The sequence below is a fragment of the Streptomyces hebeiensis genome, from assembly GCF_052983195.1.
This window is the reverse complement of record NZ_CM129812.1, coordinates 1,230,685-1,255,013: the sequence shown is the minus strand read 5'-3', so window position 1 is coordinate 1,255,013 and position 24,329 is coordinate 1,230,685. Positions and strand designations below refer to the sequence as shown.

At 72.3% G+C, this 24,329-nt stretch carries 22 protein-coding genes; 15 read left to right on the top strand and 7 right to left on the bottom strand.

What is annotated here, in order from left to right; translation table 11 throughout:
* Positions 1-314: 314 nt before the first annotated feature.
* The 9 genes from infC to ACU6P3_RS05355 all read left to right on the top strand — a co-directional run bounded on the left by infC (position 315) and on the right by ACU6P3_RS05355 (position 10,678).
* Entirely contained in the window at positions 315-953 is a 639-nt protein-coding gene (gene infC, locus ACU6P3_RS05395) for a translation initiation factor IF-3 (protein WP_037804583.1), read from the top strand.
* A 127-nt stretch (positions 954-1,080) separates the two neighbouring features.
* Positions 1,081-1,275 carry a 50S ribosomal protein L35 gene (gene rpmI / locus ACU6P3_RS05390; protein WP_030754426.1) on the top strand — a complete coding sequence of 65 codons (195 nt, stop codon included), beginning with the start codon at positions 1,081-1,083 and terminating at the stop codon, positions 1,273-1,275.
* Between the two features lie 101 nt (positions 1,276-1,376).
* Positions 1,377-1,763, top strand: a complete 387-nt coding sequence (rplT, locus tag ACU6P3_RS05385; RefSeq protein WP_017945472.1) for a 50S ribosomal protein L20 — start codon at positions 1,377-1,379, stop codon at positions 1,761-1,763.
* 129 nt (positions 1,764-1,892) lie between these two features.
* The gene (locus ACU6P3_RS05380) at positions 1,893-2,732 is read left to right on the top strand and encodes a TrmH family RNA methyltransferase (protein ID WP_447196135.1); all 840 of its coding nucleotides are present in this window, start codon (positions 1,893-1,895) and stop codon (positions 2,730-2,732) included.
* A 396-nt stretch (positions 2,733-3,128) separates the two neighbouring features.
* The gene (locus ACU6P3_RS05375) at positions 3,129-4,241 is read left to right on the top strand and encodes a sensor histidine kinase (protein WP_344277190.1); all 1,113 of its coding nucleotides are present in this window, start codon (positions 3,129-3,131) and stop codon (positions 4,239-4,241) included.
* 246 nt (positions 4,242-4,487) lie between these two features.
* Positions 4,488-5,615, top strand: a complete 1,128-nt coding sequence (pheS, locus tag ACU6P3_RS05370) for a phenylalanine--tRNA ligase subunit alpha (protein WP_447196134.1) — start codon at positions 4,488-4,490, stop codon at positions 5,613-5,615.
* Positions 5,615-8,143, top strand: coding sequence for a phenylalanine--tRNA ligase subunit beta (pheT, locus tag ACU6P3_RS05365; RefSeq protein ID WP_447196133.1), 2,529 nt, complete (start codon positions 5,615-5,617; stop codon positions 8,141-8,143). The genes pheS and pheT overlap by 1 nt, the downstream gene beginning before the upstream one ends.
* Before the next feature lie 418 nt (positions 8,144-8,561).
* The gene (locus tag ACU6P3_RS05360) at positions 8,562-9,902 is read left to right on the top strand and encodes an NsdA family TPR-like regulatory protein (RefSeq protein ID WP_447196132.1); all 1,341 of its coding nucleotides are present in this window, start codon (positions 8,562-8,564) and stop codon (positions 9,900-9,902) included.
* 245 nt (positions 9,903-10,147) lie between these two features.
* On the top strand, positions 10,148-10,678 hold the full coding sequence (locus ACU6P3_RS05355; protein WP_030754415.1) for an NUDIX hydrolase: 531 nt from the start codon (positions 10,148-10,150) through the stop codon (positions 10,676-10,678).
* Between the two features lie 96 nt (positions 10,679-10,774).
* Here ACU6P3_RS05355 and ACU6P3_RS05350 read toward each other — a convergent pair whose 3' ends face one another.
* Together ACU6P3_RS05350 and ACU6P3_RS05345 are read right to left on the bottom strand one after the other, a co-directional pair.
* Positions 10,775-11,032, bottom strand: coding sequence for a hypothetical protein (locus ACU6P3_RS05350; RefSeq protein ID WP_447196131.1), 258 nt, complete (start codon positions 11,030-11,032; stop codon positions 10,775-10,777).
* Between the two features lie 266 nt (positions 11,033-11,298).
* Complete coding sequence (locus ACU6P3_RS05345) at positions 11,299-12,159, bottom strand: 3-hydroxybutyryl-CoA dehydrogenase (RefSeq protein ID WP_447197773.1); 861 nt, start codon at positions 12,157-12,159, stop codon at positions 11,299-11,301.
* 507 nt (positions 12,160-12,666) lie between these two features.
* Between ACU6P3_RS05345 and ACU6P3_RS05340 the strand changes: the two genes are divergently transcribed.
* Positions 12,667-13,848 carry a glycoside hydrolase family 10-like protein gene (locus ACU6P3_RS05340; protein ID WP_447197772.1) on the top strand — a complete coding sequence of 394 codons (1,182 nt, stop codon included), beginning with the start codon at positions 12,667-12,669 and terminating at the stop codon, positions 13,846-13,848.
* Between the two features lie 50 nt (positions 13,849-13,898).
* Here ACU6P3_RS05340 and recQ read toward each other — a convergent pair whose 3' ends face one another.
* Both recQ and ACU6P3_RS05330 read right to left on the bottom strand, forming a co-directional pair.
* On the bottom strand, positions 13,899-15,803 hold the full coding sequence (gene recQ, locus ACU6P3_RS05335) for a DNA helicase RecQ (protein ID WP_447196130.1): 1,905 nt from the start codon (positions 15,801-15,803) through the stop codon (positions 13,899-13,901).
* A 200-nt stretch (positions 15,804-16,003) separates the two neighbouring features.
* Positions 16,004-16,195 carry a DUF1059 domain-containing protein gene (locus ACU6P3_RS05330; protein WP_344277022.1) on the bottom strand — a complete coding sequence of 64 codons (192 nt, stop codon included), beginning with the start codon at positions 16,193-16,195 and terminating at the stop codon, positions 16,004-16,006.
* A 226-nt stretch (positions 16,196-16,421) separates the two neighbouring features.
* On the opposite strand from ACU6P3_RS05330, the gene argC reads away from it, so the two are divergent.
* From argC to ACU6P3_RS05305, 5 genes are all read left to right on the top strand, one after another.
* The gene (argC, locus tag ACU6P3_RS05325) at positions 16,422-17,450 is read left to right on the top strand and encodes an N-acetyl-gamma-glutamyl-phosphate reductase (protein WP_447196129.1); all 1,029 of its coding nucleotides are present in this window, start codon (positions 16,422-16,424) and stop codon (positions 17,448-17,450) included.
* A 112-nt stretch (positions 17,451-17,562) separates the two neighbouring features.
* A complete protein-coding gene (gene argJ / locus ACU6P3_RS05320) occupies positions 17,563-18,729 on the top strand; it encodes a bifunctional glutamate N-acetyltransferase/amino-acid acetyltransferase ArgJ (RefSeq protein WP_344277028.1) in 1,167 nt (388 codons plus the stop codon).
* The gene (gene argB, locus ACU6P3_RS05315; protein WP_447196128.1) at positions 18,726-19,703 is read left to right on the top strand and encodes an acetylglutamate kinase; all 978 of its coding nucleotides are present in this window, start codon (positions 18,726-18,728) and stop codon (positions 19,701-19,703) included. Before argJ ends, argB begins: the two co-directional genes overlap by 4 nt.
* A 122-nt stretch (positions 19,704-19,825) precedes the next feature.
* Positions 19,826-20,977 carry an acetylornithine transaminase gene (locus tag ACU6P3_RS05310; RefSeq protein ID WP_447197771.1) on the top strand — a complete coding sequence of 384 codons (1,152 nt, stop codon included), beginning with the start codon at positions 19,826-19,828 and terminating at the stop codon, positions 20,975-20,977.
* Positions 20,978-20,992: 15 nt separating this feature from the next.
* Positions 20,993-21,535 (top strand): arginine repressor, encoded by a 543-nt coding sequence (locus tag ACU6P3_RS05305; RefSeq protein WP_344277034.1) that lies wholly within the window; start codon positions 20,993-20,995, stop codon positions 21,533-21,535.
* 137 nt (positions 21,536-21,672) lie between these two features.
* Here the strand turns inward: ACU6P3_RS05305 and ACU6P3_RS05300 are convergent, their stop codons facing one another.
* From ACU6P3_RS05300 to ACU6P3_RS05290, 3 genes are read right to left on the bottom strand one after another with little or no spacing between them, the layout of a single operon-like run.
* Entirely contained in the window at positions 21,673-22,464 is a 792-nt protein-coding gene (locus ACU6P3_RS05300; RefSeq protein WP_447196127.1) for an FAD:protein FMN transferase, read from the bottom strand.
* Positions 22,464-22,910 (bottom strand): FMN-binding protein, encoded by a 447-nt coding sequence (locus ACU6P3_RS05295; protein ID WP_447196126.1) that lies wholly within the window; start codon positions 22,908-22,910, stop codon positions 22,464-22,466. The genes ACU6P3_RS05300 and ACU6P3_RS05295 overlap by 1 nt, the downstream gene beginning before the upstream one ends.
* 8 nt (positions 22,911-22,918) lie before the next feature.
* Positions 22,919-24,286: a ferredoxin reductase family protein gene (locus tag ACU6P3_RS05290; RefSeq protein WP_447197770.1), complete on the bottom strand. Its 1,368-nt coding sequence runs from the start codon at positions 24,284-24,286 to the stop codon at positions 22,919-22,921.
* Between the last annotated feature and the right edge of the window lie 43 nt (positions 24,287-24,329).

The following is a 24,329-nucleotide window of genomic DNA, read 5'->3' as shown; positions in this document are numbered from 1 at the left end:
GCCTGGTTAGCGCACCCGCGCGGCGGCTGCTAACCTGGAGTGACGACCGGCCGGACACCCGAGTGCCCGGCCCGCAAGTGGAGGCTCCGATCTCCCACCTGGCTGCCCCTGTCGGGCAGCGGGTCACCGGTCAGGCGGCGGCCATCGTTCCGTACGGACGATGGAGGTCGCCCGATGCGCCCCGTGGCAGTACGCGGCGGTGCTCCGGTTTCGAGGAGCTCCTGCCTGTGTGCCGTTCCGGGGCATTTTTGATGTGCCGCCGCGGTTGGTCCGAAGAGAAGAACAGACGTTGCGCGGCTGTCTGCCAGACAGTCGTGTGGTGCTACCGAGGAGGATCCATCAGCGCCGAGCCCCGCATCAACGACCGGATTCGCGTTCCCGAGGTGCGACTTGTCGGTCCCAGTGGTGAGCAGGTGGGCATCGTCCCGCTGGCCAAGGCACTGGAGCTTGCGCAGGAGTACGACCTGGACCTGGTCGAGGTCGCGGCGAACGCCCGTCCGCCCGTGTGCAAGCTCATGGACTACGGGAAGTTCAAGTACGAGTCGGCCATGAAGGCCCGTGAGGCGCGCAAGAACCAGGCGCACACGGTCATCAAGGAGATGAAGCTCCGGCCGAAGATCGACCCGCACGACTACGACACCAAGAAGGGTCATGTCGTCCGGTTCCTCAAGCAGGGCGACAAGGTAAAGATCACGATCATGTTCCGCGGTCGTGAGCAGTCCCGGCCCGAGCTGGGCTTCCGGCTGCTCCAGCGGCTCGCTTCGGATGTCGAGGACCTCGGGTTCATCGAGTCGAACCCGAAGCAGGACGGCCGGAACATGATCATGGTTCTTGGCCCGCACAAGAAGAAGACCGAGGCCATGGCCGAGGCGCGCGCGGCTCAGGACGCCCGCAAGGCGGGACGCCAGAGCGAGGCGGCCGAGACCCCGGCCGAGGCGTCTTCCGAGGCGTGAGCCGGGGCGGACCGCTCGCGCGGCCCCCGGTTCCGGCCCGGAACCCCATACCAGAGATCTGACGCTCCCGCTCGCCGGTCGCCCGCGACCGGCTGGGAGCGCCACTGACGAGGAGAGAAACGGCGCCATGCCGAAGAACAAGTCGCACAGCGGTGCCAGCAAGCGCTTCAAGATCACCGGCTCCGGCAAGGTGCTGCGCGAGCGGGCCGGCAAGCGCCACCTGCTCGAGCACAAGTCGTCCAAGCTGACGCGTCGCCTCACCGGCAACGCCGAGATGGCCCCGGGCGACGCCAAGAAGATCAAGAAGCTTCTCGGCAAGTGAGGCCGCGTCCCCCGGTGACGGGGGCCGCGACCACAGGACCGGGATCATTCGTTTCCGGGCCGTGTGAGCACTACCACGGCCCCGCTACAAGGAGTTAACACGTGGCACGCGTCAAGCGGGCAGTCAACGCCCACAAGAAGCGCCGGGCAATCCTCGAGCAGGCCAGCGGCTACCGCGGCCAGCGCTCGCGCCTGTACCGCAAGGCGAAGGAGCAGGTCACCCACTCCCTCGTCTACAACTACAACGACCGCAAGAAGCGCAAGGGCGACTTCCGTCAGCTGTGGATCCAGCGCATCAACGCCGCTGCCCGCGCCAACGGCATCACCTACAACCGCTTCATCCAGGGGCTGAAGGCCGCCAACGTCGAGGTGGACCGCAAGATCCTGGCCGAGCTCGCGGTCAACGACGCGAACGCGTTCGCGGCGCTGGTTGAGGTCGCCCAGAAGGCGCTTCCGAGCGACGTCAACGCCCCGAAGGCCGCCGCCTGACCGTCGACCGACCGTCGTCAGGACGCCGTTCTTCCCGCCGGACCCGCAGGCACAGCGCCTGCGGGTCCGGTGCGTTCCGGCCCTGTCCGCCCCCGTTCCGACCCGTACGAGAAGTGAGAGCCGCCGCCCATGGGCACCCCCGAGCTGATCTCCCCGCGTTCCCCGCGTGTCACGGCCGCGCGGCGGCTCGCCAAGCGCGCCTTCCGGGGCAAGGAGCGGCGGTTCATCGCCGAGGGGCCGCAGGCCGTACGGGAGGCGGTGGCGCACCGCGGTGCGGGCGGTGAACCGACGCTCCTGGAACTGTTCGCCACCGTCGAGGCCGCCGAACGGTACGCGGACATCGTCGCCGCGGCCCGCGCGGCCGGCGCCCGCGTGCACTTCGCCGCCGACGCGGTGATCGCCGAGGTGTCCCAGACCGTCACCCCCCAGGGGCTGCTCGGCGTCTGCCGCTTCCTCGACTCGCCGTTCGAGGACATCCTTCGCTCCCGGCCCCGGCTGGTCGCCGTCCTGGCGCACGTCCGCGACCCGGGGAACGCCGGTACGGTGCTGCGCTGCGCGGACGCCGCGGGCGCCGACGCCGTCGTGCTCACCGACGCCTCCGTCGACCTGTACAACCCCAAGTCAGTACGGGCCTCCGTGGGCTCGCTCTTCCATCTGCCGGTGGCCGTCGGCGTCCCCGTCGAGCAGGCCGTCCACGGGCTCAAGGAAGCGGGCGTCCGGATTCTGGCGGCCGACGGGGCGGGCGCGGACGACCTGGACGACGAACTGGACGCGGGCACCATGGGCGGGCCCACGGCCTGGATCTTCGGCAACGAGGCATGGGGGCTGCCGGCGGAGACCAGGGCCCTCGCGGACGCCGTCGTGCGGGTGCCGATCCACGGAAAGGCGGAGAGCCTGAACCTCGCGACGGCCGCGGCCGTATGTCTCTATGCCTCAGCGCGCGCCCAGCGAAGCCGCGGTGAACGCTGAGGGGGTCCGCTCCGTCACGTTCAGCTAGTAGTGTGGCGGTTTCGGAGCCCCACTGAGCACTGAGCGACGCGGAAGAAGGTGGGATGCGGGATGGTTGTCGACGCGAGCGGCCCCGCCCGGGTCCAGGGACCCTTACCTTCACCACGTGCCTCCGACCGGTGCGGAACAGGCACCACCGGTTCCGCGCCGGATCCTGCCGCCGGGCCGGCGTCGGACGACGGGGTGGCCGGTGCCGCCGTCGGCCGTGTCGAAGCCGGGACGGCGTCGCTCCCCGGGAACGGACCCCGCGACGGGACCGGACGCGCTCCCGGTGCCGAGCACGGGACCGGGACCGGTCCCGACGAGAACCTGGCCGGTGACCAGGGAACCGGTGAGCCCGTGGCCGGCGGCCTGGGGATCGGCGAGCCTCGGGGCGGTGACCTGGGAATCGGCGATCTGGGGATCGGCGATCTGGGGATCGGCCCCGACGACCTCCCCGACGGCCTGGTCGTCGCCGACGAGACCGGCCGCGTCATCGGCTTCAACGCCGCCGCCGTCCGTATCACCGCCGTACCGCTCTCCGAGGCGCTCGGCGAACCGCTGGAGCGCGCCCTGCCGCTGGAGGACCTCAAGGGCCGCCGCTGGTGGGCCCTGACCGACCCGTACGGGGGGCTGGCCACGCGGGTCGGCCAGCCCGAGCGGAACCTGCTGCTGCCGGGCGGCCGCGAGGTCCTGGTCTCGGCGCGCTACGTGCGTACCCGGCCCACCGGGCCCGTCCACCGGCTGGTCGTCTCCATCCGCGGCACCGAGGCCCGGCGCCGTACGGAGCGCAGCCACGCGGAGCTGATCGCCACCGTCGCCCACGAACTGCGCTCGCCGCTGACGTCCGTGAAGGGGTTCACGGCGACGCTGCTGGCCAAGTGGGAGCGGTTCACCGACGACCAGAAGCGGCTGATGCTGGAGACCGTCGACGCCGACGCCAACCGGGTCACCCGGCTGATCGCGGAACTGCTCGACATCTCCCGCATCGATTCGGGCCGGCTGGAGGTACGCCGCCAGCCGGTCGACATCGGCGCGGCCGTCGGCCGCCACGTCCAGGCCCACACCGCCTCCGGGCAGTCGCCCGACCGGTTCCTGGTGCGGATCCAGCAGCCGCTGCCCGATCTGTGGGCCGACCCCGACAAGATCGACCAGATCCTCGCCAACCTGCTGGAAAACGCGGTGCGCCACGGCGAGGGAACCGTCACCATCGAGGTGGCGGCCGCGCGACTCGTGCGCGCGGACAGCGAGGAGAAGGGAACGGCCGTCACCGTGTGCGACGAGGGCCCCGGCATTCCCGAGGAGTCGATGAGCCGTGTCTTCACCCGCTTCTGGCGGGGCAGCAAGCGCGGCGGGACCGGTCTCGGCCTCTACATCGTCAAGGGCATCGTCGAGGCCCACGGCGGCACGATCACGGTCGGCCGGGGGCCCTGCGGCGGCGCGGAGTTCCGATTTACCCTGCCCGTCGGCGCTCCGGCCTATCTGTCCTGAGCCGCCCACGGGCTCACCCGGGTCACTCGCTCCGGCCCGCCCGGCCCGCGCACGGCCGACCGCCGGCCTCCGCGCCGCGCGTACCGCACGCACCGCGCGGCGGACCTTGCGACCGCCTCACCCCCGTACGGCCCGTAGACTCGACTTTCGGCACCTTCGCGCCCCGTGATCGCGCCCCGGAGTCCGAGCCGGTTCCAGGGACCCGACGGGGGCCGTTTCGCCAGCCAATCGGAAGTACGGGAAGAGATGTCGGCACCCAACAAGTCGTACGACCCAGTCGAGGTCGAAGCACTGAAACCGGAAGAGATCGAGCGCATGCGGGACGAGGCGCTCGCCGCCTTCGCCGCCGCCGGTGACCTCGACGCGCTCGCCCACGCCAAGACGGCCCACACCTCGGGCACCTCGCCGCTGGCCCTGGCCAACCGCGAGATCGGCGCGCTGCCGCCGCAGGCCAAGGCCGAGGCGGGCAAGCGGGTGGGGCAGGCGCGCGGCGCCGTGTCCAAGGCGCTCGCCGCCCGTCAGGCGGAGCTGGAGGCCGAGCGGGACGCCCGGGTGCTGGTCGAGGAGGCGGTGGACGTCACCCTGCCCTACGACCGCGTCCCCGCCGGCGCCCGCCACCCGCTGACCACGTTCATGGAACGGGTCGCCGATGTCTTCGTCGCCATGGGCTACGAGATCGCGGAGGGGCCCGAGGCCGAGGCGGAGTGGTTCAACTTCGACGCGCTCAACTTTGTCCCCGATCACCCCGCGCGCCAGATGCAGGACACGTTCTTCGTGCGGGGCCCGGAGGGAACGGCGGCCGACGAGTCCGGAGTGGTGCTCCGTACGCACACCTCGCCGGTCCAGGCCCGCACGCTGATCGACCGCGAGCCGCCCGTCTACGTCGTCTGTCCGGGGCGGGTCTACCGCACCGACGAGCTGGACGCCACGCACACCCCGGTCTTCCACCAGATCGAGCTGCTCGCCGTCGACGAGGGCCTGACCATGGCCGACCTCAAGGGCACCCTCGACCACATGGTCCGGGCGCTCTTCGGGCCCGGCATGAAGACCCGGCTCCGCCCGAACTTCTTCCCCTTCACCGAGCCGTCCGCCGAGATGGACATGGTCTGCTACGTCTGCCGCGGCGAGTCCGTCGGCAACCCCGACCGGCCCTGCCGCACCTGCGGCAGCGAGGGCTGGATCGAGCTGGGCGGCTGCGGCATGGTCAACCCCAAGGTGCTCACGGCCTGTGGCGTCGATCCCCGGAAGTACAGCGGATTCGCCTTCGGGTTCGGCATCGAACGGATGCTGATGTTCCGCCACAACGTCGAAGACATGCGAGACATGGTCGAAGGTGATGTCCGGTTCACCCGGCCCTTCGGGATGGAGATCTGATGCGCGTCCCGCTTTCCTGGCTGCGGGAGTACGTCGACCTGCCGGCGACGGAGACCGGCCGTGACGTCCAGGCGAGGCTCGTCTCCGCCGGTCTGGAGGTCGAGACCGTCGAGCGGCTCGGCGCCGACCTCAAGGGTCCCCTGGTCGTCGGCAAGGTGCTCACCATCGAGGAGCTGGAGGGCTTCAAGAAGCCGATCCGCTTCTGCACGGTCGACGTCGGCACCGCCAACGGCACCGGCGAGCCGCAGGAGATCGTCTGCGGCGCACGCAACTTCGCCGTCGGGGACAAGGTCGTCGTGGTGCTGCCCGGCGCCGTCCTCCCCGGTGGCTTCGCGATCTCCGCGCGCAAGACGTACGGCAAGGTCTCGCACGGCATGATCTGCTCCGGCGACGAGCTGGGCATGGGCGACGACGGCTCGGGCGGCATCATCGTGCTGTCGCCCGAGCACGAGGCCGGCACCGACGCCATCGCCCTGCTGGAGCTGGTGGACGAGGTCCTCGACATCGCCGTCACCCCCGACCGCGGCTACTGCCTCTCGATGCGCGGGGTCGCCCGGGAGACCGCCATCGCCTACGGCCTGCCGCTGCGCGACCCGGCGCTGATCGACACCCCGGCCCCGAACGCCCACGGCCACCCGGTCAAGGTCGCCGACCCGGTGGGCTGCTCCCGCTTCACCGCCCGTACGGTCACCGGCATCGACCCCGAGGCCCGCAGCCCGATCTGGCTCACGCGCCGCCTCCAGAAGGCGGGCATGCGGCCGGTCTCGCTCGCCGTCGACATCACCAACTACGTGATGCTGGAGCTGGGCCAGCCGCTGCACGCCTACGACCGGTCCCGGCTGGACGGGCCGATCGGTGTCCGGCGCGCCCGGTCCGGGGAGAAGATCACCACCCTCGACGGTGCCAAGCGGGTCCTCGACCCCGAGGACCTCGTCATCACCGACAACCGGGGCCCCATCGGGCTGGCCGGCGTGATGGGCGGTGCCGACACCGAGATCGCCGACCCGGTGACCGACCCCGGGACCGGCGAGGTGACCGGCACCACCGAGGTGGTCATCGAGGCCGCGCACTTCGACCCGATCACGATCGCCCGCGCCGCGCGCCGCCACAAGCTCCCCTCCGAGGCGTCCAAGCGCTTCGAGCGGGGCGTCGACCCCGAGGCCACGGCACCCGCCGCGCAGCGGACCGCCGACCTGCTGGTGCTGCTCGCCGGCGGTTCGGCCGAGGCCGGCGTCACGGAGGTCATCGCGCCCTCCGCGCCGCACACCGTCGCCATGCCGGCCGACCACCCCGACCGGGTCGCGGGAGTCGACTACGGCCGGGAGACCGTCGTACGGCGGCTCCAGCAGATCGGCTGCGACGTCTACGGGCAGGACGAACTGGTCGTCACCGTCCCGTCCTGGCGGCCCGACCTGCGCGAGCCCAACGACCTCGCCGAGGAGGTCATCCGCCTGGAGGGGTACGAGAACCTCCCCTCGACGCTGCCCACCCCGCCCGCGGGGCGCGGGCTGACCGAGCGGCAGCGGCTGCACCGCCGGGTGGGCCGGGCGCTGGCGGGCGCCGGTTACGTCGAGGCGCTGAACTACCCGTTCCTCGGGGACGCGGCGCTCGACGCCCTGGGCCTGCCCGCCGAAGACGACCGGCGCCGTACGGTCACGCTGGCCAACCCGCTCTCCGACGAGGAGCCCGCGCTGCGCACCACGCTGCTGCCGGGCCTGCTCGCCGCGCTCCGCCGCAACGACGGCCGGGGCTCGCACGACCTGGCGCTGTTCGAGACCGGGCTGGTCTTCCGGGCCACCGGCGAGGAGACCGTACCGGCCCGGCTGCCCGTGGACCGGCGCCCGGCCGACGAGCAGCTGGCCACGCTCGACGCGGCGCTGCCGCGCCAGCCGCGGCACGCCGCCGTCGTCCTGGCCGGGGCCCGCGAACAGGCCGGCTGGTGGGGCCGGGGCCGCCCGGCCGACTGGGCGGACGCCGTCGAGGCGGCCCGCGGCGTCGCCCGCGAGGCGGGGGCCGAACTGCTCGTCCGGGCCGGCCAGTACGAGCCGTGGCACCCGGGCCGGTGCGCCGCGCTCTTCGTCACCGTGGACGGCGTCGAGACGCCCGTCGGCCACGCGGGCGAGCTGCACCCGCGGACCGTGAAGGCGCTCGGGCTGCCCGCCAGGACCTGTGCCATGGAACTCGACCTCGACCTGCTGGAGCGCGCGGGCACGGGCCCGCTCCGGGCGCCCCGCATCTCCGCCTACCCGGTCGCCACCCAGGACGTGGCGCTGGTCGTCCCCGCCGAGGTGCCGGCCGTCGAGGTGGAGCGGGCGCTGCGCGAGGGCGCGGGCGAACTCCTGGAGTCCCTGCGGCTGTTCGACGTCTTCACGGGCGAGCAGATCGGCGCGGGCCACAAGTCGCTGGCGTACGCCCTGCGCTTCCGCGCTGCGGACCGGACGCTGACGGTCGAGGAGGCCACGGCGGCCCGGGACGCGGCGGTCGCCCTCGCGGCCGAGCGCACGGGCGCGGTGCTGCGCGGCGCGTAGGCCGTGTGGGAGAGGTAGCGCCGTCCGTATGTGTCCGCGGGCGGCGCGTGTCGAGGGGTGTACTCGGATCTCCTTTCCGGGTACGCCCCTTGTCCGTTTGTCCGGCCCGGTGGCGAACCGGGCCGGCGCCGTCCGCCCCGCCGCGGGAGTCGGGCAGGACACCGGGACGGACGGCGCGGGAGCGGGCCGCCGTACCCGTATAGGCGGGAGGCCGGCGGCCCGGCCCCTCCCCGGCCCCGTCCGGCCGGCGAGGGCTCCGTCGGGAGGCGAGGAACAGTCGACCGCCGCCGTGGCCGCGGCGGCAGAGTGCGTGTGGCACGGCCCGGCGCATTCCGTTCACACCCCGTGTGTTCCGCGGGCTTCGCTACTCTGGGTGGGCTTCGCTACTCTGGGTGTACCGAGTCACCGGAGGGGCCAGATGCAGCCCAACACCCTGCTCGATTCCTTACTTGACGAAGCGGGCATTTCCCATGCGGGCCTCGCCGCACGGATCAACCACGCGGGCCGGGCCAGGGGCCTCGCGCTGCGCTACGAACACACCGCCGTCTCACGCTGGTTGAAAGGCCAGCGGCCGCGCGGCCAAGTACCCGACCTGATCTGTGTGGTGCTCGGCGACCGGCTGCGACGGCCGTTGTCGCTGGACGACATCGGTCTCGGCGTACCGGGCGAACCGCTGATGCCGGGCGCCACGCCGCTCGCCGGGTTCGTGGAGCGGGCCACGGCGCTGTGGCGCAGCGACGAGCAGCAGCGGCCGCACATCGTGAGCGCTCCCGCCGTCACCGGCACCCCCGCCGTGATGCCCGTGTGGGAGTGGGAGAACCCTCCGGAGGACTCCGACGTCTCCCGCCCGGGCCGGACGAAGGTCTCGCCGTCCGACGTCCACCTGCTGCGGGCGGCACGGGCGCACTACGAACTGATGTACCGGCGGACGGGCGGGGTCGCGACCCGCGCCCGCGTGGTCGGCTTCCTCAACGCCGAGACGGCGCCGCTGCTGCGCGGCGGTTACACCGACTCCCTGGGGCGGCAGTTGCACCGGGCGACCGGCGGGCTGGTCGCGGTGGCCGGGATCTGCGCCTACGACTCCGACTCCCACGGGCTGGCCCAGCGCTACTTCCACCAGGCACTGCGGCTGGCCAAGGCGAGCGGCGACCGCGGGCTCGGCGCCTATGTGATCGCGCTCCTGGTCAACCAGTCCGTCTACCTGGGGGAGTACCGCCAGGCCGTCGCCTTCGCCGAGGCGGCGCTGCGTACGGCGGGCCGCCAGATCACCCCCGCGCTGGCCGCGGATCTGTACGCGATGCAGGCGAAGTCGTATGCGCACCTCGGCGACGCCGCCGGGGCGCTCGGCTGTATCCGGCGGGCGGAGACGGAGGCTGAGCGCATCAGACCGGGGTACGAGCCGGACGAGACGGGCTACGTCCAGCCCGGACTGGTGAACGTACAGGTGGCGGAGGCGCTGCTCAGCCTCGGCGAACTGACGGCCGCCCGGGAGCATGCCTCGGCGGCCGTCGAGACCCCGGCGCACGACCGGGGCCGGGTGCACCGGCTCGCCATGCTCAGCCATATCGAACTGCGGCTGGGCGAGGCGGACCGGGCCGCGCGGACGGCGGCGGAGATGGCGGAACGGGCCCGGGGCATGGAGTCCCAGCGGCTGCGGGACCGGCTGCGGGAGGTTCGCGAGCAGTTGGTCGCCAGTGGTTCCGCGGACGCGGGCGAGACGGCCGAACTGATCGACGGGGCCCTGCGGGTTCCGCTGTAGAGGACGCCCTCGGCGGATCCGCTCCAGGATCCGGACGGAGGTCCGGACGGAGGTCCGGACCGAGGCCCGGTCCGAGGTCCGGCCCGGGCCCAGGGTCCTCGGCCAAGCCGGAAGGGAAGGCTCCGGGGCCTGTCGGGGCCCGTGCGGGGCCTGGGGCAAGGCCGTCGGTGATCGCCCCGCGCGTTCCCGCGCGGTTGTACGGCTGCTGCCATATTGCCACCAACTCGACGGAAGGTGGCAGAAACGTGCAGTGGACAAACTTGAGCGAACAGACCGTGTATGAGAACCGTTGGTTCCGGGTCAACCTCGCGGACGTCAAGCTCCCCGACGGCCGGCACCTGGACCACTTCCTCATCCGGCTCCGCCCGGTCGCCGTGGCGACCGTGGTCAACGACGCCAACGAGGTGCTCATGCTCTGGCGGCACCGCTTCATCACCGACAGCTGGGGCTGGGAACTGGCCGCCGGTGTGGTCGAGGACGGCGAGGACATCGCCGCCGCGGCGGCCCGGGAGATGGAGGAGGAGACCGGCTGGCGGCCGGGACCGCTGCGGCACCTGCTCACGGTCGAGCCCTCCAACGGCCTGACCGACGCCCGGCACCACCTCTACTGGGGGGACAGCGCGACGTACATCGGCCATCCCGAGGACGACTTCGAGTCCTCACGCCGGGAGTGGGTCCCGCTCGAACGCGTGCCGGGCATGATCGCCCGGGGGGAGATCCCGGCCGCCAATATGACGGCCGGTCTCCTGATGCTCCATCACTTGCGGCTCGGCTGAAGGCCGTCGGGACCGTTCGGAGCTGTCGGGTTCATCGGGCCGTAGGGCTCGTCGGGGGACGCGGGGGGTTTCGTCAGGGGCCGTCGGCCGATGAGGTCAGCGGCTGAGCACCTGCCAGACCGTCACGACAAGCGCTCCGAGTGAGCAGAGCGTCCCCAGAGTGGGCAGCGGCCACCTGGAGTGTTCCAGCGCCGCGACGCGCGCGGCCAGATCGTCCACGTCTCTCTCGGTCTGGTCGTTGCGCTGGGCCAGTAGCGCCATCCTTCCGTCCGCCTTGGCGAGACCGACGTCGAGGCCGCGACGTAACTCCGCGTAGGTGTCGGCGGCCACGGGCTGATCGGTATCGGGGGTCAAGAGTTCGCTCCTGTTCGGGAAAGTCGTTCTTCGGTTCTCATGTGCGCAGAACCGAGTCAACTCTCTTGAGGAGCAGGCCGGAAGGTGTGTGGCATGCATATGCGGGCGCCCTGCGCACACGCCGTGTGAACGGGGTGTGCGGGTGTGCGCGGGGGCGTGCGGGCGCGGCCGGAAAAGCGCGGGGTATCACACGCTCGGTGACGACCCGATGCCCGGGCCTGCCCGGTGCCGTGGTCCGGCCCGGGGCGGCGACCGGGGCCCGGTGGTCAGGCGTACGGGTAGAAGCCCGCGCCCGTCTTCCGGCCGAGCCGGCCCGCGTCCACCATGCGCTGGAGCAGCGGGGGAGCGGCGTACAGGGGCTCCTTGAACTCCGCGTACATCGAGTCGGCGACCGACGCGACGGTGTCGAGACCGATCAGATCCGCGAGCTTGAGCGGCCCCATCGGGTGGGCGCACCCCATCTCCATGCCGTTGTCGATGTCCTCGCGGCTCGCGGCGCCCGACTCGAACATCCGGACCGCGGCGAGCAGATACGGGATGAGCAGCGCGTTCACCACAAAGCCCGAGCGGTCCTGGGCCCGGATGGCATGCTTGCCCAGCAGCCCCGTGACCACCGCCTCGGCCCGCAGGACCGTCTCCTCGGAGGTCGTCAGCGCCGGGATCAGCTCGACCAGCCTCTGCACGGGCGCGGGGTTGAAGAAGTGGATCCCGATCACCTGGTGGGGGCGGGAGGTCGCGACGGCTAGCTTGACCAGCGGGATGGAGGAGGTGTTGGAGGCGAGGATCGCGTCGGAGCGGGTCACCACCTGGTCGAGCACCTGGAAGATCTCGGTTTTGACCTGCTCGTTCTCCACGACCGCCTCGATGACGAGGTCACGGTCGGCGAACTCCCCGAGGTCCGTGGTGAAACTGAGCCGGTCGATGGCGGCGTCCCGCTCCGGCTCGGTGATCTTGCCGCGCTCGGCGGCCTTCGCGAGCGAGTTCAGCAGGCGGGTACGGCCGATCTCCAGCGCCTCCCCGGTGGTCTCCGCGACCATGACCTCCAGGCCGCTGCGGGCGGCGACCTCGGCGATGCCTGCGCCCATCTGGCCGCAGCCCACCACTCCGACGCGGGCGATATCGGTCAGGGTCTCGGTCACATCGTGCCTTTCGCTGGTCCGTGTCGCGGCAGGTCCCCATGGTCGCCGGCTGCTGTCCGGCGCCCGCCTCGGGACAGGACGTTACTCCGCCGAGGTGTGTGGGCGGTGGGCCGGGGCGGGAAGGCTGCTGTGCCCGGAGCGGCCGTAGGGACGGGTGTGACGGGATGCGATGGTGTCAGGACGCGCTGTGGCGCGGTGAGGTGCGGTGCGGTCCGGTCCCCGTGGGGTCGGTTCCGGTACGGAAGGACGGTGGCGAGACGTATGGCGGCGGAGCGGAAGCGGACGGGGCCCGACGGCGGGACCGGACACGGGGCCGGTCACAGAGCCGGCCGCGGGGCGGGTCACGCGGCGGCTTACGGGGCGGGGGCGGCCGGAGGGACGGCCCGGAGGACGGGGACCGGCACGGGAGGGCGATCGGTGTCCGACGTGATCGGCCGGCGCGGGCTCGTGGCGGGCGCGGCGGGGCTGGCGGCCGCGCTGCTGACGGCGGGGGACATGCCGGCCGACACGTACCCGCGGGAGACGAACGCCCGGGGCACGGACCTGCGCGGCATGTGGATCGCCACCGTGACCAACCGGGACTGGCCGTCGAAGCCCGGACTGACCGCCGCTCAGCAGCGCGCCGAGCTGATCCGGCACCTGGACACGGCGGTGAAGCGCAGGCTGAACGCCGTCATGCTCCAGGTCCGGCCCACGGCGGACGCCCTGTGGCCCTCGCCGTACGAGCCGTGGGCCCAGTGCCTCACCGGCACCCAGGGCAAGGACCCGGGGTGGGACCCGCTGGGCACGGCGGTGCGCGAGGCGCACGCGCGCGGCCTGGAACTGCACGCCTGGTTCAACCCGTACCGAGTGGCGAACCACACCGACCCGTCGCGGCTGACCGCGAAGCACCCCGCGCGGCTGCACCCCGGCTGGGTCGTGCCGTACGGCGGGAAGCTCTACTACAACCCCGGGCTGCCCGAGGTCAGGAAGTTCGTCCAGGACGCGATGCTGGACGCGGTCCGGCGGTACGCGATCGACGCGGTCCACTGGGACGACTACTTCTATCCGTACCCGGTCGCCGGCCAGACGTTCCAGGACGACGCGGCCTACAAGCGCTACGGCACGGGTTTCTCCAGTCGGGCGGCCTGGCGTCGGGACAACATCGACCGGCTGGTGCGGGAGACGTCGGAGCGGATCGCGAGGACGAGGAAGGACGTGCGGTTCGGGATCAGCCCGTTCGGCGTCTGGCGGAACGCCACCACCGATCCGGCGGGGTCCGACACGCGGGGCGGCGTCCAGACGTACGACGACCTGTACGCCGACACCCGCACATGGGTCAGGAAGGGCTGGATCGACTACGTCGTCCCGCAGTTGTACTGGGAGATCGGCCATGCCGCGTGCGACTACGGCACGCTGCTGCGCTGGTGGAACGGGGTGGTCCGGTCCACCGGAGTGGACCTCTACGTGGGCGAGGCCCTCTACAAGGCCGGCGACCCGGCCCAGCCCGCCCCCTGGCGCGACCCGGCGGAGCTGTCCCGGCACCTCACGCTGGCCAAGAAGCACGCGGGCGTGCGCGGGCACGTCTTCTTCGCCGCCAAGGAGGTGGGCGGGGACCCGGCCGGGGCGATGACCAGGGTGGTCAAGGACCACTACGGCAAGCGCGCGGGGACGCGGGACCTGGCGCCGGGGAAGTAGACCGGCGCCCGGCCCGTGCGCGGTAAGGGGTCCTTGGGCTCACGGCCGCCTCAGAGCGTGCCCAGCGTCTGAAGGATCTGCTCCCCGTACTTCGCCAGCTTGTTCTCCCCGACCCCGGTCACCGTGCCCAGCTCCGCCAACGTCGTCGGGGCCGTCGTCGCGATCTCGCGCAGCGTCGCGTCGTGGAAGATGACGTACGCGGGTACGCCCTGCTCCTTCGCCGTCGCCGCGCGCCAGGCCCGTAGCGACTCGAACACCGGGACCGCCTCGGCCGGCAGGTCGACGGGGGCGGCCGAGCGGCCCTTGGCCGCCTTCTCCGTGCGGGGTGCGCGGGCAGGCTTCTCCGGCTCGCGGCGCAGCATCACCTGGCGCCGGCCGCCCAGCACCTCGCCGCTGTCCTCCGTCAGCACGAGCGTGCCGTAGTCGCCCTCGACCGCGATCAGGCCCTGGGCGAGCAACTGCCGTGCCACCGAGCGCCATTCCGCCTCGCGCAGGTCCGTGCCGATGCCGAACACGCTGAGCGCGTCGTGGTCGAACTGGATGACCTTCGCCGTCTTCCGGCCCAGCAGGATGTCGGTGATCTGGCCGGCGCCGAACTTCTGGTTCCGCTCGCGCTTCAGCCGTACCACCGTCGACAGCAGTTTCTGCGCCGGAACCGTCCCGTCCCAGGACTCCGCGGGCGTCAGGCAGGTGTCACAGTTCCCGCACGGCCCGCTCTTCTCGCCGAAGTACGCCAGCAGTTGGACCCGGCGGCACTCCACCGTCTCGCACAGCGCCAGCATCGCGTCGACGTGCGCGCCCAGTCGGCGCCGGTGCGCCTCATCGCCCTCGGAGGTGTCGATCATCTTCCGCTGCTGGACGACGTCCTGGAGTCCGTACGCCAGCCAGGCCGTGGACGGCAGCCCGTCCCGCCCGGCCCGGCCGGTCTCCTGGTAGTAGCCCTCGACCGACTTCGGCAGGTCGAGATGGGCCACGAAGCGCACGTCCGGCTTGTCGATGCCCATGCCGAACGCGATCGTCGCCACCATGACCAGCCCCTCCTCCCGCAGGAAGCGCGCCTGGTGCTCGGCGCGCGTCGCGGCGTCGAGACCCGCGTGGTACGGGAGTGCGGCGACCCCGTTCCGCACCAGGAACTCGGCGGTCTTCTCCACCGAGGCCCGGGACAGGCAGTAGACGATCCCCGCGTCCCCGGCGTGCTCGGTGCGCAGCAGCTGGAGCAGCTGTTTCTTGGGGTCGTTCTTGGGCGCGATCCGGTACTGGATGTTGGGCCGGTCGAAGCTCGCGACGAAGTGCCGGGCGTTCTGGAGGCTGAGCCGCGTGGCGATCTCCGTGTGCGTGGCCTGGGTGGCGGTCGCGGTCAGCGCGATGCGCGGGACGTCCGGCCAGCGTTCGTGCAGCGACGACAGGGCGAGGTAGTCGGGCCGGAAGTCGTGCCCCCACTGCGCCACGCAGTGCGCCTCGTCGATGGCGAACAGTGAGATCGTGCCGCGCTCCAGCAGGCGTGCGGTCGACTCGACGCGCAGCCGCTCGGGCGCCAGGTAGAGCAGGTCCAGCTCGCCGGAGAGGAACTCGGCCTCCACCAGCCGCCGTTCGTCCAGGTCCTGCGTGGAGTTCAGGAACCCGGCGCGGACGCCGAGCGCACGCAGGGCGTCGACCTGGTCCTGCATGAGGGCGATCAGCGGGGAGACGACGACGCCGACGCCCTTCCGCACGAGTGCCGGGATCTGGTAGCAGAGCGACTTGCCGCCACCGGTCGGCATGAGGACGAGCGCGTCGCCGCCGGCCACCACGTGATCGATGATCTCCCGTTGGCCGCCCCGGAAGGAGTCGTACCCGAAGACGCGGCGCAGCGTTCGCAGCGCTTCGCTCTCCTCGGTGGCCGCGCCGGCCGCCGGGGAGTTCGCCGCGGTGCCTGGCTCGGAGGTGATCACGGGACCGGAGTCGGGAGCGCTCATCCGGCGATTCTACGAGCCGGACACGGGGGGAGCGGCGGCGCCGGTGGGACCGCCGGAGATCCACGGGAGGCCTGCGGGCCGGGCCCGGGCGGAAGCGGGCCCGCCGCCGGGAGGGAACCGGTGGCGGGCCCTGGCCGGTGCCGCGATCCAGGTCCGCGACGCGAGGTCCGCGTCACGGCCTCCGGCATCAGCCGTGCGGCTCAGGCGTGCTGCGGGACGTCGTCCTTCAGCATGGAGCGGATCTGCTCCCGCAGCTCCGGGCCGTTCGTGTGTCCGTGCACGGATTCGGCGTGCTCGCCGGCGGCGCGCACGACTTCCTCCTCCTCACCGGAGATGGCGAGGGTGCACTTGGTCTCGCTGGGGAAATCCCGGCAGTCGGCAATCTTGCGCATGACGCACCTCCTCGTTCCAGTATTAGCCCGTACGTTCGATGGGGCTATTCGGACCGTCGGGCGCCCGTAGGCCGGCCGGCCACCGGCCGTTCCGCGGCGATCGCCGCGGGCGTGGCCTCGGTCGTGCTTGGCGGCGGGCGCGACGGGTCTCGCGTTTCATTGATCCATCCATTGCATAAAGCTGCAAGCGATCGTATAGTCATGCTGTTACCGAGGAGGATTTTCCATGGCTGTACGTGCGGCAGTGGCAGGAGCGAGCGGGTACGCGGGCGGCGAGCTGCTCCGTCTGCTGCTCACACACCCAGGGGTCGAGATAGGCGCCCTCACCGGCAACTCCAACGCGGGGCAGCGCCTCGGCGGGCTCCAGCCGCACCTGCTGCCGCTGGCCGACCGGGTGCTGGAACCGACCGCGCCGGAGGTGCTCGCCGGGCACGAGGTGGTCTTCCTCGCGCTGCCGCACGGGCAGTCCGCGGCCGTCGCCGAGCAGCTCGGGGACGAGGTGCTGGTGGTCGACATGGGGGCCGACTTCCGGCTGCGGGACGCGGGGGACTGGGAGCGGTTCTACGGATCCCCCCACGCCGGGACCTGGCCCTACGGGCTGCCCGAGCTGCCGGGCGCGCGCGCCGCGCTGGCGGGGACCAAGCGCATCGCCGTGCCCGGCTGCTACCCCACCGCCGTCTCGCTGGCGCTCTTCCCCGCGTACGCGGCGGGCCTCGTCGAGCCCGAGGCCGTGATCACCGCCGCGTCGGGCACCTCCGGCGCCGGCAAGGCGGCCAAGCCGCACCTGCTCGGCTCCGAGGTGATGGGCTCCATGAGCCCGTACGGGGTCGGCGGCGGTCACCGGCACACGCCCGAGATGATCCAGAATCTCAGTGAGGCGGCGGGCGAGCCCGTCACCGTCTCCTTCACCCCGACCCTCGCCCCGATGCCCCGCGGCATCCTGGCCACCTGCTCCGCCAAGGCGAAGCAGGGCACGACGGCCCAGGACGTGCGGGAGGCGTACGAGAAGGCGTTCGCAGACGAGCCCTTCGTGCACCTCCTTCCCGAGGGGCGGTGGCCGGCCACCGCCTCGGTCTACGGATCCAACGCGGTACAGGTCCAGGTCGCCCTCGACGAGGCCGCCGGACGCGTCATCGCCATCAGCGCCGTCGACAACCTCACCAAGGGCACGGCGGGCGGCGCGCTGCAGAGCATGAACATCGCCCTCGGGCTCCCCGAGGACACGGGACTCTCGACGATCGGAGTGGCACCGTGAGCGTCGCGCGCGCGGCCGCCGGGCCGCAGACGGAGACGAAAGCCGCGCCGCTGCGCCGCGCGGGCGTCAGTGACATCAGCCGCTACCGCGGCGGGGCGAACAAGGAGATGCAGTGAGCGTCACGGCAGCGAAGGGATTCACGGCGGCCGGAGTGGCCGCCGGGATCAAGGAGAACGGCGGGCTCGACCTGGCCCTCGTGGTCAACGCCGGGCCGCGCCGCGCCGCCGCCGGCGTCTTCACCTCCAACCGGGTCAAGGCCGCTCCCGTCCTGTGGTCCGAGCAGGTCCTCAAGGGCGGCGAGGTCACCGCCGTCGTCCTGAACTCCGGTGGCGCCAACGCCTGTACGGGCCCGAAGGGCTTCCAGGACACACACGCCACCGCCGAGAAGGCCGCCGAGGTCCTCGACGGCCACAGCGCGGGCGAGATCGCCGTCGCCTCGACCGGGCTGATCGGGGTCGAGCTGCCCATGGACAAGCTGCTGCCCGGGCTGGACAAGGCCGCCGCCGAACTCTCCGCGCACGGCGGTGAGAAGGCCGCCATCGCCATCAAGACCACGGACACCGTCCACAAGACGGCCGTCGTGAGCGGCGGCAGCGGGGACGCCGGCTGGACCGTCGGCGGTATGGCCAAGGGCGCCGGCATGCTCGCGCCCGGCCTCGCCACCATGCTCGTCGTCCTCACCACCGACGCCGACGTAGAGACGCCCGCGCTCGACTCCGCGCTGCGCGCCGCCACCCGTACCACCTTCGACCGGGTCGACTCCGACGGCTGCATGTCGACCAACGACACCGTGCTGCTGCTCGCGTCCGGGGCCTCCGGCGTGGTGCCGGAGTACGACGCCTTCGCCGAGGCCGTCCGCACGGTCTGCGCCGACCTCGCGCGTCAGCTCATCGGGGACGCCGAGGGCGCCTCCAAGGACATCCGCATCGAGGTGGTCAACGCCGCGAGCGAGGACGACGCCGTCGAGGTGGGCCGTTCCATCGCCCGCAACAACCTCCTCAAGTGCGCCATCCACGGTGAGGACCCCAACTGGGGCCGGGTGCTCTCCGCCATCGGCACGACGAGCGCCGCCTTCGAACCCGACCGCCTCAACGTGGCCATCAACGACGTGTGGGTCTGCAGGGACGGCTCGGTCGGCGAGGACCGCGACCTGGTCGACATGCGCTACCGCGAGGTGCGGATCACCGCCGATCTCGCGGCCGGCACCGAGTCCGCGGTCATCTGGGCCAACGACCTGACGGCCGACTACGTCCACGAGAACAGCGCGTACAGCTCATGAGCACCCGCAAGCACACCGCGCTCCCCAAGGCCCGGATCCTCGTCGAGGCCCTGCCCTGGCTGACCCGGCACTACGGGAAGACCGTCGTCATCAAGTTCGGCGGCAACGCCATGGTGGACGACGAGCTCAAGGCCGCCTTCGCCCAGGACGTCGTCTTCCTGCGGCAGGCCGGGCTCAAGCCGGTCGTCGTGCACGGCGGTGGCCCGCAGATCAGCGCCCAGCTCGACCGGCACGGGCTGGTCAGCGAGTTCAAGGCGGGACTGCGCGTCACCACGCCCGAGGCGATGGACGTCGTACGGATGGTGCTGGCCGGACAGGTCCAGCGCGAGCTGGTCGGCCTGCTCAACCAGCACGGCCCGCTGGCCGTGGGCCTGACCGGCGAGGACGCGCACACCATAAGCGCGACCCGGCACCGCCCGCGGATCGACGGCGAACTGGTCGACATCGGCCGGGTCGGCGAGATCACCGAGATCGACACGGGCGCGATCGAGGCGCTGCTGGCCGACGGCCGTATCCCGGTGATCTCCTCGATCGCGCGCAGCGTCGACGACGGCCATGTCTACAACGTCAACGCGGACACCGCCGCCGCCGCGCTGGCCGCCGCGCTGGGCGCGGAGACGCTGATGGTCCTCACCGACGTGGAGGGCCTGTACGAGGACTGGCCGAACAGCGACGAGGTCATCAGCAGGCTCACTGCCAGTCAGCTGGAGAAGCTGCTGCCCGACCTGTCCAGCGGCATGGTGCCCAAGATGGAGGGGTGCCTGTTCGCCGTACGGAACGGGGTCGTCACCGCCCGGGTGATCGACGGCCGGGTACCGCACTCGATCCTGCTGGAGATCTTCACCGACGAGGGAATCGGCACGATGGTCGTGCCCGACGGTCAGAGCGACACGGCGCGAGGCGACCGGGGCGACCAGAGCGACCAGGGCGAGCAGAGCGAACAGAACGAACGGAACGAAGGGGCGGCACAGTGACCGGCACCGGTACCGGCAACGCCGACAACAACGGCGACGGCATCAGCGGCGACGTCGGCGGCGCCGTCGCCGGCGGCAGTGGCGGCGGCAACCAGGGGCTCGTGACCCGCTGGCAGGGCGTCATGACCGACAACTACGGCACGCCGAAGCTGGCACTCGTCCGGGGCGAGGGCGCCCGCGTCTGGGACGCGGACGGCACCGCGTACGCCGACTTCGTCGGTGGCATCGCGGTCAACGCCCTCGGCCACGGGCACCCGGCCGTCGTCGAGGCCGTCTCCCGGCAGATCGCCTCGCTCGGCCATGTCTCCAACCTCTTCGTCGCGGAGCCCCCGGTCGCGCTCGCCGAGCGGCTGGTGCGACTCGCCGGCCGCCCCGGCCGGGTGTTCTTCTGCAACTCCGGCGCGGAGGCCAACGAGGCCGCGTTCAAGATCGGCCGGCTGACCGGCCGTACGCACATGGTCGCCACCGTCGGCGGCTTCCACGGCCGCACGATGGGCTCGCTGGCCCTCACCGGCCAGCCGGGCAAGCGGGAGCCGTTCGAGCCCCTGCCGGGCGAGGTGACGCACGTGCCGTACGGGGACGCCGAGGCGCTGCGCGCCGCGGTGACCGAGGAGACCGCGCTGGTGATCATCGAGCCGATCCAGGGCGAGAACGGAGTGGTCGTCCCGCCCAAGGGCTATCTGGAGGCGGCCCGCGAGATCACCCGCGCCACCGGCACCCTGCTCGTGCTGGACGAGGTGCAGACGGGTATCGGGCGGACCGGCCAGTGGTTCGAGCACCAGGCGCACCAGGGCGTCGAACCCGATGTCGTCACCCTCGCCAAGGGGCTGGGCGGTGGTCTGCCGCTGGGGGCGGTCATCGCCTTCGGCGAGGCCGCGGAGCTGCTGCGGCCGGGACAGCACGGCACGACGTTCGGCGGCAACCCGGTCGCCTGCGCCGCCGGGCTCGCCGTCCTCGACACCCTGGCCGCCGGCCATCTCCTGGACCAGGTGAAGCGGCTCGGCGAGAAGCTGCGCGCGGGCGTGGAGGCGCTCGGCCACCCGTTGGTCTCCTATGTCCGTGGCGCGGGCCTGCTCCTGGGTATCGTGCTCACCGAGCCCCTTGCGCCACAGGTGCAACAGGCGGCTCAGGGTGCCGGTTTCCTCGTGAACGCGGCCGCCCCCGACGTCGTCCGGCTGATGCCGCCGCTGGTCATCGGCGACGAGGAGGTGGACGCGCTGCTGGGGGCTCTCCCCGGCATCCTCGACAACGCGTACGGGGACGGGCGAGCCTGAGAGATGAGACGGACGATGACCGAGGCCCAGGGGCCGGAGACCGAGCAGGGCGGGCCTTCGGTGCCGCAGACCAGAACGGCCCGTCACCGCAGGATCGTTGACATCCTCAACCGGCAGCCGGTGCGTTCGCAGAGCCAGTTGGCGAAGCTGCTCGCGGACGACGGGCTCAGCGTCACCCAGGCGACGCTCTCCCGGGACCTGGACGAACTGGGCGCGGTCAAGATCCGCAACACCGGCGGTGAGTTGATCTACGCCGTCCCCAGCGAGGGCGGCTTCCGCACCCCGCACGCCCCGCTCGGCGAGTCGGCGAAGGAGGAGCGGATGCGCCGGCTCGCCGGTGAACTGCTCATCTCCGCCGAGGCGTCGGCCAACCTGGTGGTCCTGCGGACGCCGCCGGGCGCGGCGCAGTTCCTGGCGTCCGCGATCGACCAGGCCGAACTGCACGCCATCCTGGGCACGATCGCGGGCGACGACACCCTGCTCCTGATCAGCCGTGACCCGGCGGGCGGCCAGGCACTGGCGGACCACTTGCTGCGACTGGCCCAGAACGACCGCTGAGCGCGGGCGGCGCGCGGCGGTTGCTCTCGGACCGGACCGGACCGGACCGGGCCGGACGCGGGTTGCGGGCGCGGGGCCGGGGGGCCGTGCCGGCCGGCCCCGCCGGGCGACGGCCGGCCGGTGCCCGCTCCCGCGCCCTACACCACCAGCTGGGCCGCGTAGTGGCGGAACCCCGTGGTCGTCCAGGTCCCGCCCGTCGCCGTGACGGCGAAGCCCTCCGCGTCCGGGAGCGCTTCCAGCCAGTCGCGGGCCTCCTCGCCCATGGCGTACGCGGCGGTCGCCCGGGCGTCCGCCGCCGTCAGGCCGGTCGGGCAGACCACCGTGATCGACGCGAGGCCGTGCACCGGGGGCTCACCCGTGTGCGGGTCCAGGACGTGGCAGCCGCGCTCCGCCGGGCCCGAAGTGGCCACGGCCAGGCCCTCCTGGCCCTCCGGTGCCTCCACCACCGTCGCCAGCGCGCCCGGGCGCAGCGGGTCGGCGATGCCCACCCGCCAGGGGCCGCCGTGGAGCTGGACGTCGCCGCCCCCGTTCAGGCACACCGACTCCGCTCCCGACGAGGCGATCATCCGTACCGCCCGCTCCACCGCCCAGCCCTTCACCAGGCCCGCCGGGTCGAGCCGGCCCGCGTGGCGGGTGCTGAACCAGCCGTCGCTCTCCCGTTCCGCCGCCGCGCACAGGTCCAGGACCTCCGGGACCTCCGTCACACACTCCGCCGGCGTCAGCTCGCCCCGGCCGAGCCGCATGATCTGGCTGTCCGGCCGGAACGTCGAGAAGATCTCGTCCACCCGGTGCAGCGAGGCCACGGCCGCCCGCAGCCCGGCGCGTACCCGTGCCTCGTCCGTCACACCACGGATGTCGAACGAGAAGACCGTGCCCATCGACTCCTCGACGTGGCGCAGCCGTCCCGGCTCCGGGGACCCGGTGGCCATCAGAGGCCGGCCTTGTCGAGGGCGCTCTGGAGTGATTCCTGGTAGCCCTTGCTGGTGTAGCTGGCTCCGGAGACGGCGTCGACCTGGGCGTTCTGGGTGGTGAGGGCGGCTTGGTTGAGTGTGGGTACGGCGTTGGCGGTGATGGACTGGCTGCGGGCGTCGCTGTTGGGTGCCTGGACGGCTTCGGCCTGGGTGATCTTGCCGTCCGTCACGGTGACGCGGACCTGGACGGGCCCGTACTGGGTGTTCACCGCCTCCCCGAGCACCGTCTGCCCGCCCGCGGCCCCGGCCGCCCCCACCGACGTCCCCGCCCCGGCCCCCGGCTGTTGTGCGGACCCCGCCACCGACGAGCCGCCGGGCTGCTTCAGCGCGAGCAGGGCGACAACGGCCGACGCGGTCGCGGCGGCACCGATCATGATCCGCCGGAACGGATGTTTCCTCTTCACCGGCTGCCTCACATTTCGAAGGACTCGTGGTGGATACGGCGCGTGGGCACTCCGGCCGCACGCAAGGCGTCGTACGTCTGCCGGGCGAGTCCCGTGGGCCCGCACACGTACACGTCGTGGTCTTCGATGTCCGGCAGCAGCTCGCGCAGCCGGTCCGTGGTGATCTCGGGCCGTACCCCGTCCGGCCCGTTGACCGCGTACAGCAGCCGGGCACCGCGCGCCGACGCGATCTCCCGCAGCTCGGCCCACAGCGCCAGATCCTCCGTCTTGCCGGCCCGGTAGAGCAGCGTGAGATCGCCGGGCCCGCCGGGCAGCGTCTCGAAGAGCGCGCGCATCGGCGTGATCCCGGCGCCACCCGCGATCATCAGCACCTTCTCCTTGCTGCGCCGCGCCGCCGTCATCGCCCCGTACGGGCCCTCGGCCCATACCCGTGTGCCCGGCTCCAGCCGCGACAGCGCCTCGCTGTGCTCGCCGTTCGCGCGGACGGTGATCCGTAGCAGGTCGGGCCGGGGCGGTGCCGAGAGCGAGTACGGGTTGGAGCTCCAGCGCAGCCCGGAGGTGCGGAACCGCCAGCGGAAGAACTGCCCCGGCTCGGCCCCCAGCCGGTGCAGACGCCTGCCGCTGATCAGGACGGACACCACGCCCGGCGCCTCGTAGACCGTCGAGTGGACCCGCATCCGATGGCGCTGGTTGAGCCGGATCGGGGTCAGGACGCGGTACCAGACCAGCAGCGCGCCGGCGGCGCCGTACAGCACGTACCAGGCCGTCCGGGCCGTCGCGTCGCCCACGAACTCGGCACCGGTGGCGAGCTGGTGCCAGAACGTGAGGTAGACCGCGACATAGGTGAGCAGGTGGAGGTAGTACCAGGTCTCGTACGCCACCCTCCGGCGCACCATGCCCACCGAGACGGAGCCGATGATCAGGAAGAGCACGGTCCCGGCGGTCGCCTCGATCATCCGCGGGAAGGTGGTGACCATGTCGACGGTCTGCCGGACGAAGTCCACCTGGGCCTGCGCCGCGTACCCGGCGATGGTCAGCGGTACATGGGCGATCACCAGACAGATGGCGTACCGCCCGCTCATCGCGTGCCAGCGGGCCACGCGGTCCGAGCCCACGCGCCGCTCCAGGGCCGGTACGCGGGCCATCAGCAGCACCACGACCGCGATCATGTAGCCGCCGAGCAGGCCGGTCAGCCGGCCCGCCCCGGTCAGCCACTCGGCCAGGGCCATGCGCACGACCAGGGTGTTCTGCCACCACAGCGCCATGACGGCGGCCGCGCCCGCCCAGCCCAGGATCAACAGGGGCAGCGCGCCCGACCGTTGCGGGCGGATGGCACGCATGGTCTGCCGTCTGGCCGCCCGGCCGTTGTGCAACATCGCCACGGGACCGCTCCTCAGCTCTCCTCCGTGCCCGCCGATA

Bases quoted from the DNA above. Each gene is read 5' to 3' on its own strand.
- rpmI (WP_030754426.1), top strand. From the start codon at position 1,081: ATGCCGAAGAACAAGTCGCACAGCGGTGCCAGCAAGCGCTTCAAGATC.
- ACU6P3_RS05380 (WP_447196135.1), top strand. From the start codon at position 1,893: ATGGGCACCCCCGAGCTGATCTCCCCGCGTTCCCCGCGTGTCACGGCC.
- pheS (WP_447196134.1), top strand. From the start codon at position 4,488: ATGTCGGCACCCAACAAGTCGTACGACCCAGTCGAGGTCGAAGCACTG.
- pheT (WP_447196133.1), top strand. From the start codon at position 5,615: ATGCGCGTCCCGCTTTCCTGGCTGCGGGAGTACGTCGACCTGCCGGCG.
- ACU6P3_RS05360 (WP_447196132.1), top strand. From the start codon at position 8,562: ATGCAGCCCAACACCCTGCTCGATTCCTTACTTGACGAAGCGGGCATT.
- ACU6P3_RS05340 (WP_447197772.1), top strand. From the start codon at position 12,667: ATGCCGGCCGACACGTACCCGCGGGAGACGAACGCCCGGGGCACGGAC.
- recQ (WP_447196130.1), bottom strand. From the start codon at position 15,803: ATGAGCGCTCCCGACTCCGGTCCCGTGATCACCTCCGAGCCAGGCACC.
- ACU6P3_RS05330 (WP_344277022.1), bottom strand. From the start codon at position 16,195: ATGCGCAAGATTGCCGACTGCCGGGATTTCCCCAGCGAGACCAAGTGC.
- argC (WP_447196129.1), top strand. From the start codon at position 16,422: ATGGCTGTACGTGCGGCAGTGGCAGGAGCGAGCGGGTACGCGGGCGGC.
- argB (WP_447196128.1), top strand. From the start codon at position 18,726: ATGAGCACCCGCAAGCACACCGCGCTCCCCAAGGCCCGGATCCTCGTC.
- ACU6P3_RS05310 (WP_447197771.1), top strand. From the start codon at position 19,826: ATGACCGACAACTACGGCACGCCGAAGCTGGCACTCGTCCGGGGCGAG.
- ACU6P3_RS05305 (WP_344277034.1), top strand. From the start codon at position 20,993: ATGACCGAGGCCCAGGGGCCGGAGACCGAGCAGGGCGGGCCTTCGGTG.
- ACU6P3_RS05300 (WP_447196127.1), bottom strand. From the start codon at position 22,464: ATGGCCACCGGGTCCCCGGAGCCGGGACGGCTGCGCCACGTCGAGGAG.
- ACU6P3_RS05290 (WP_447197770.1), bottom strand. From the start codon at position 24,286: ATGTTGCACAACGGCCGGGCGGCCAGACGGCAGACCATGCGTGCCATC.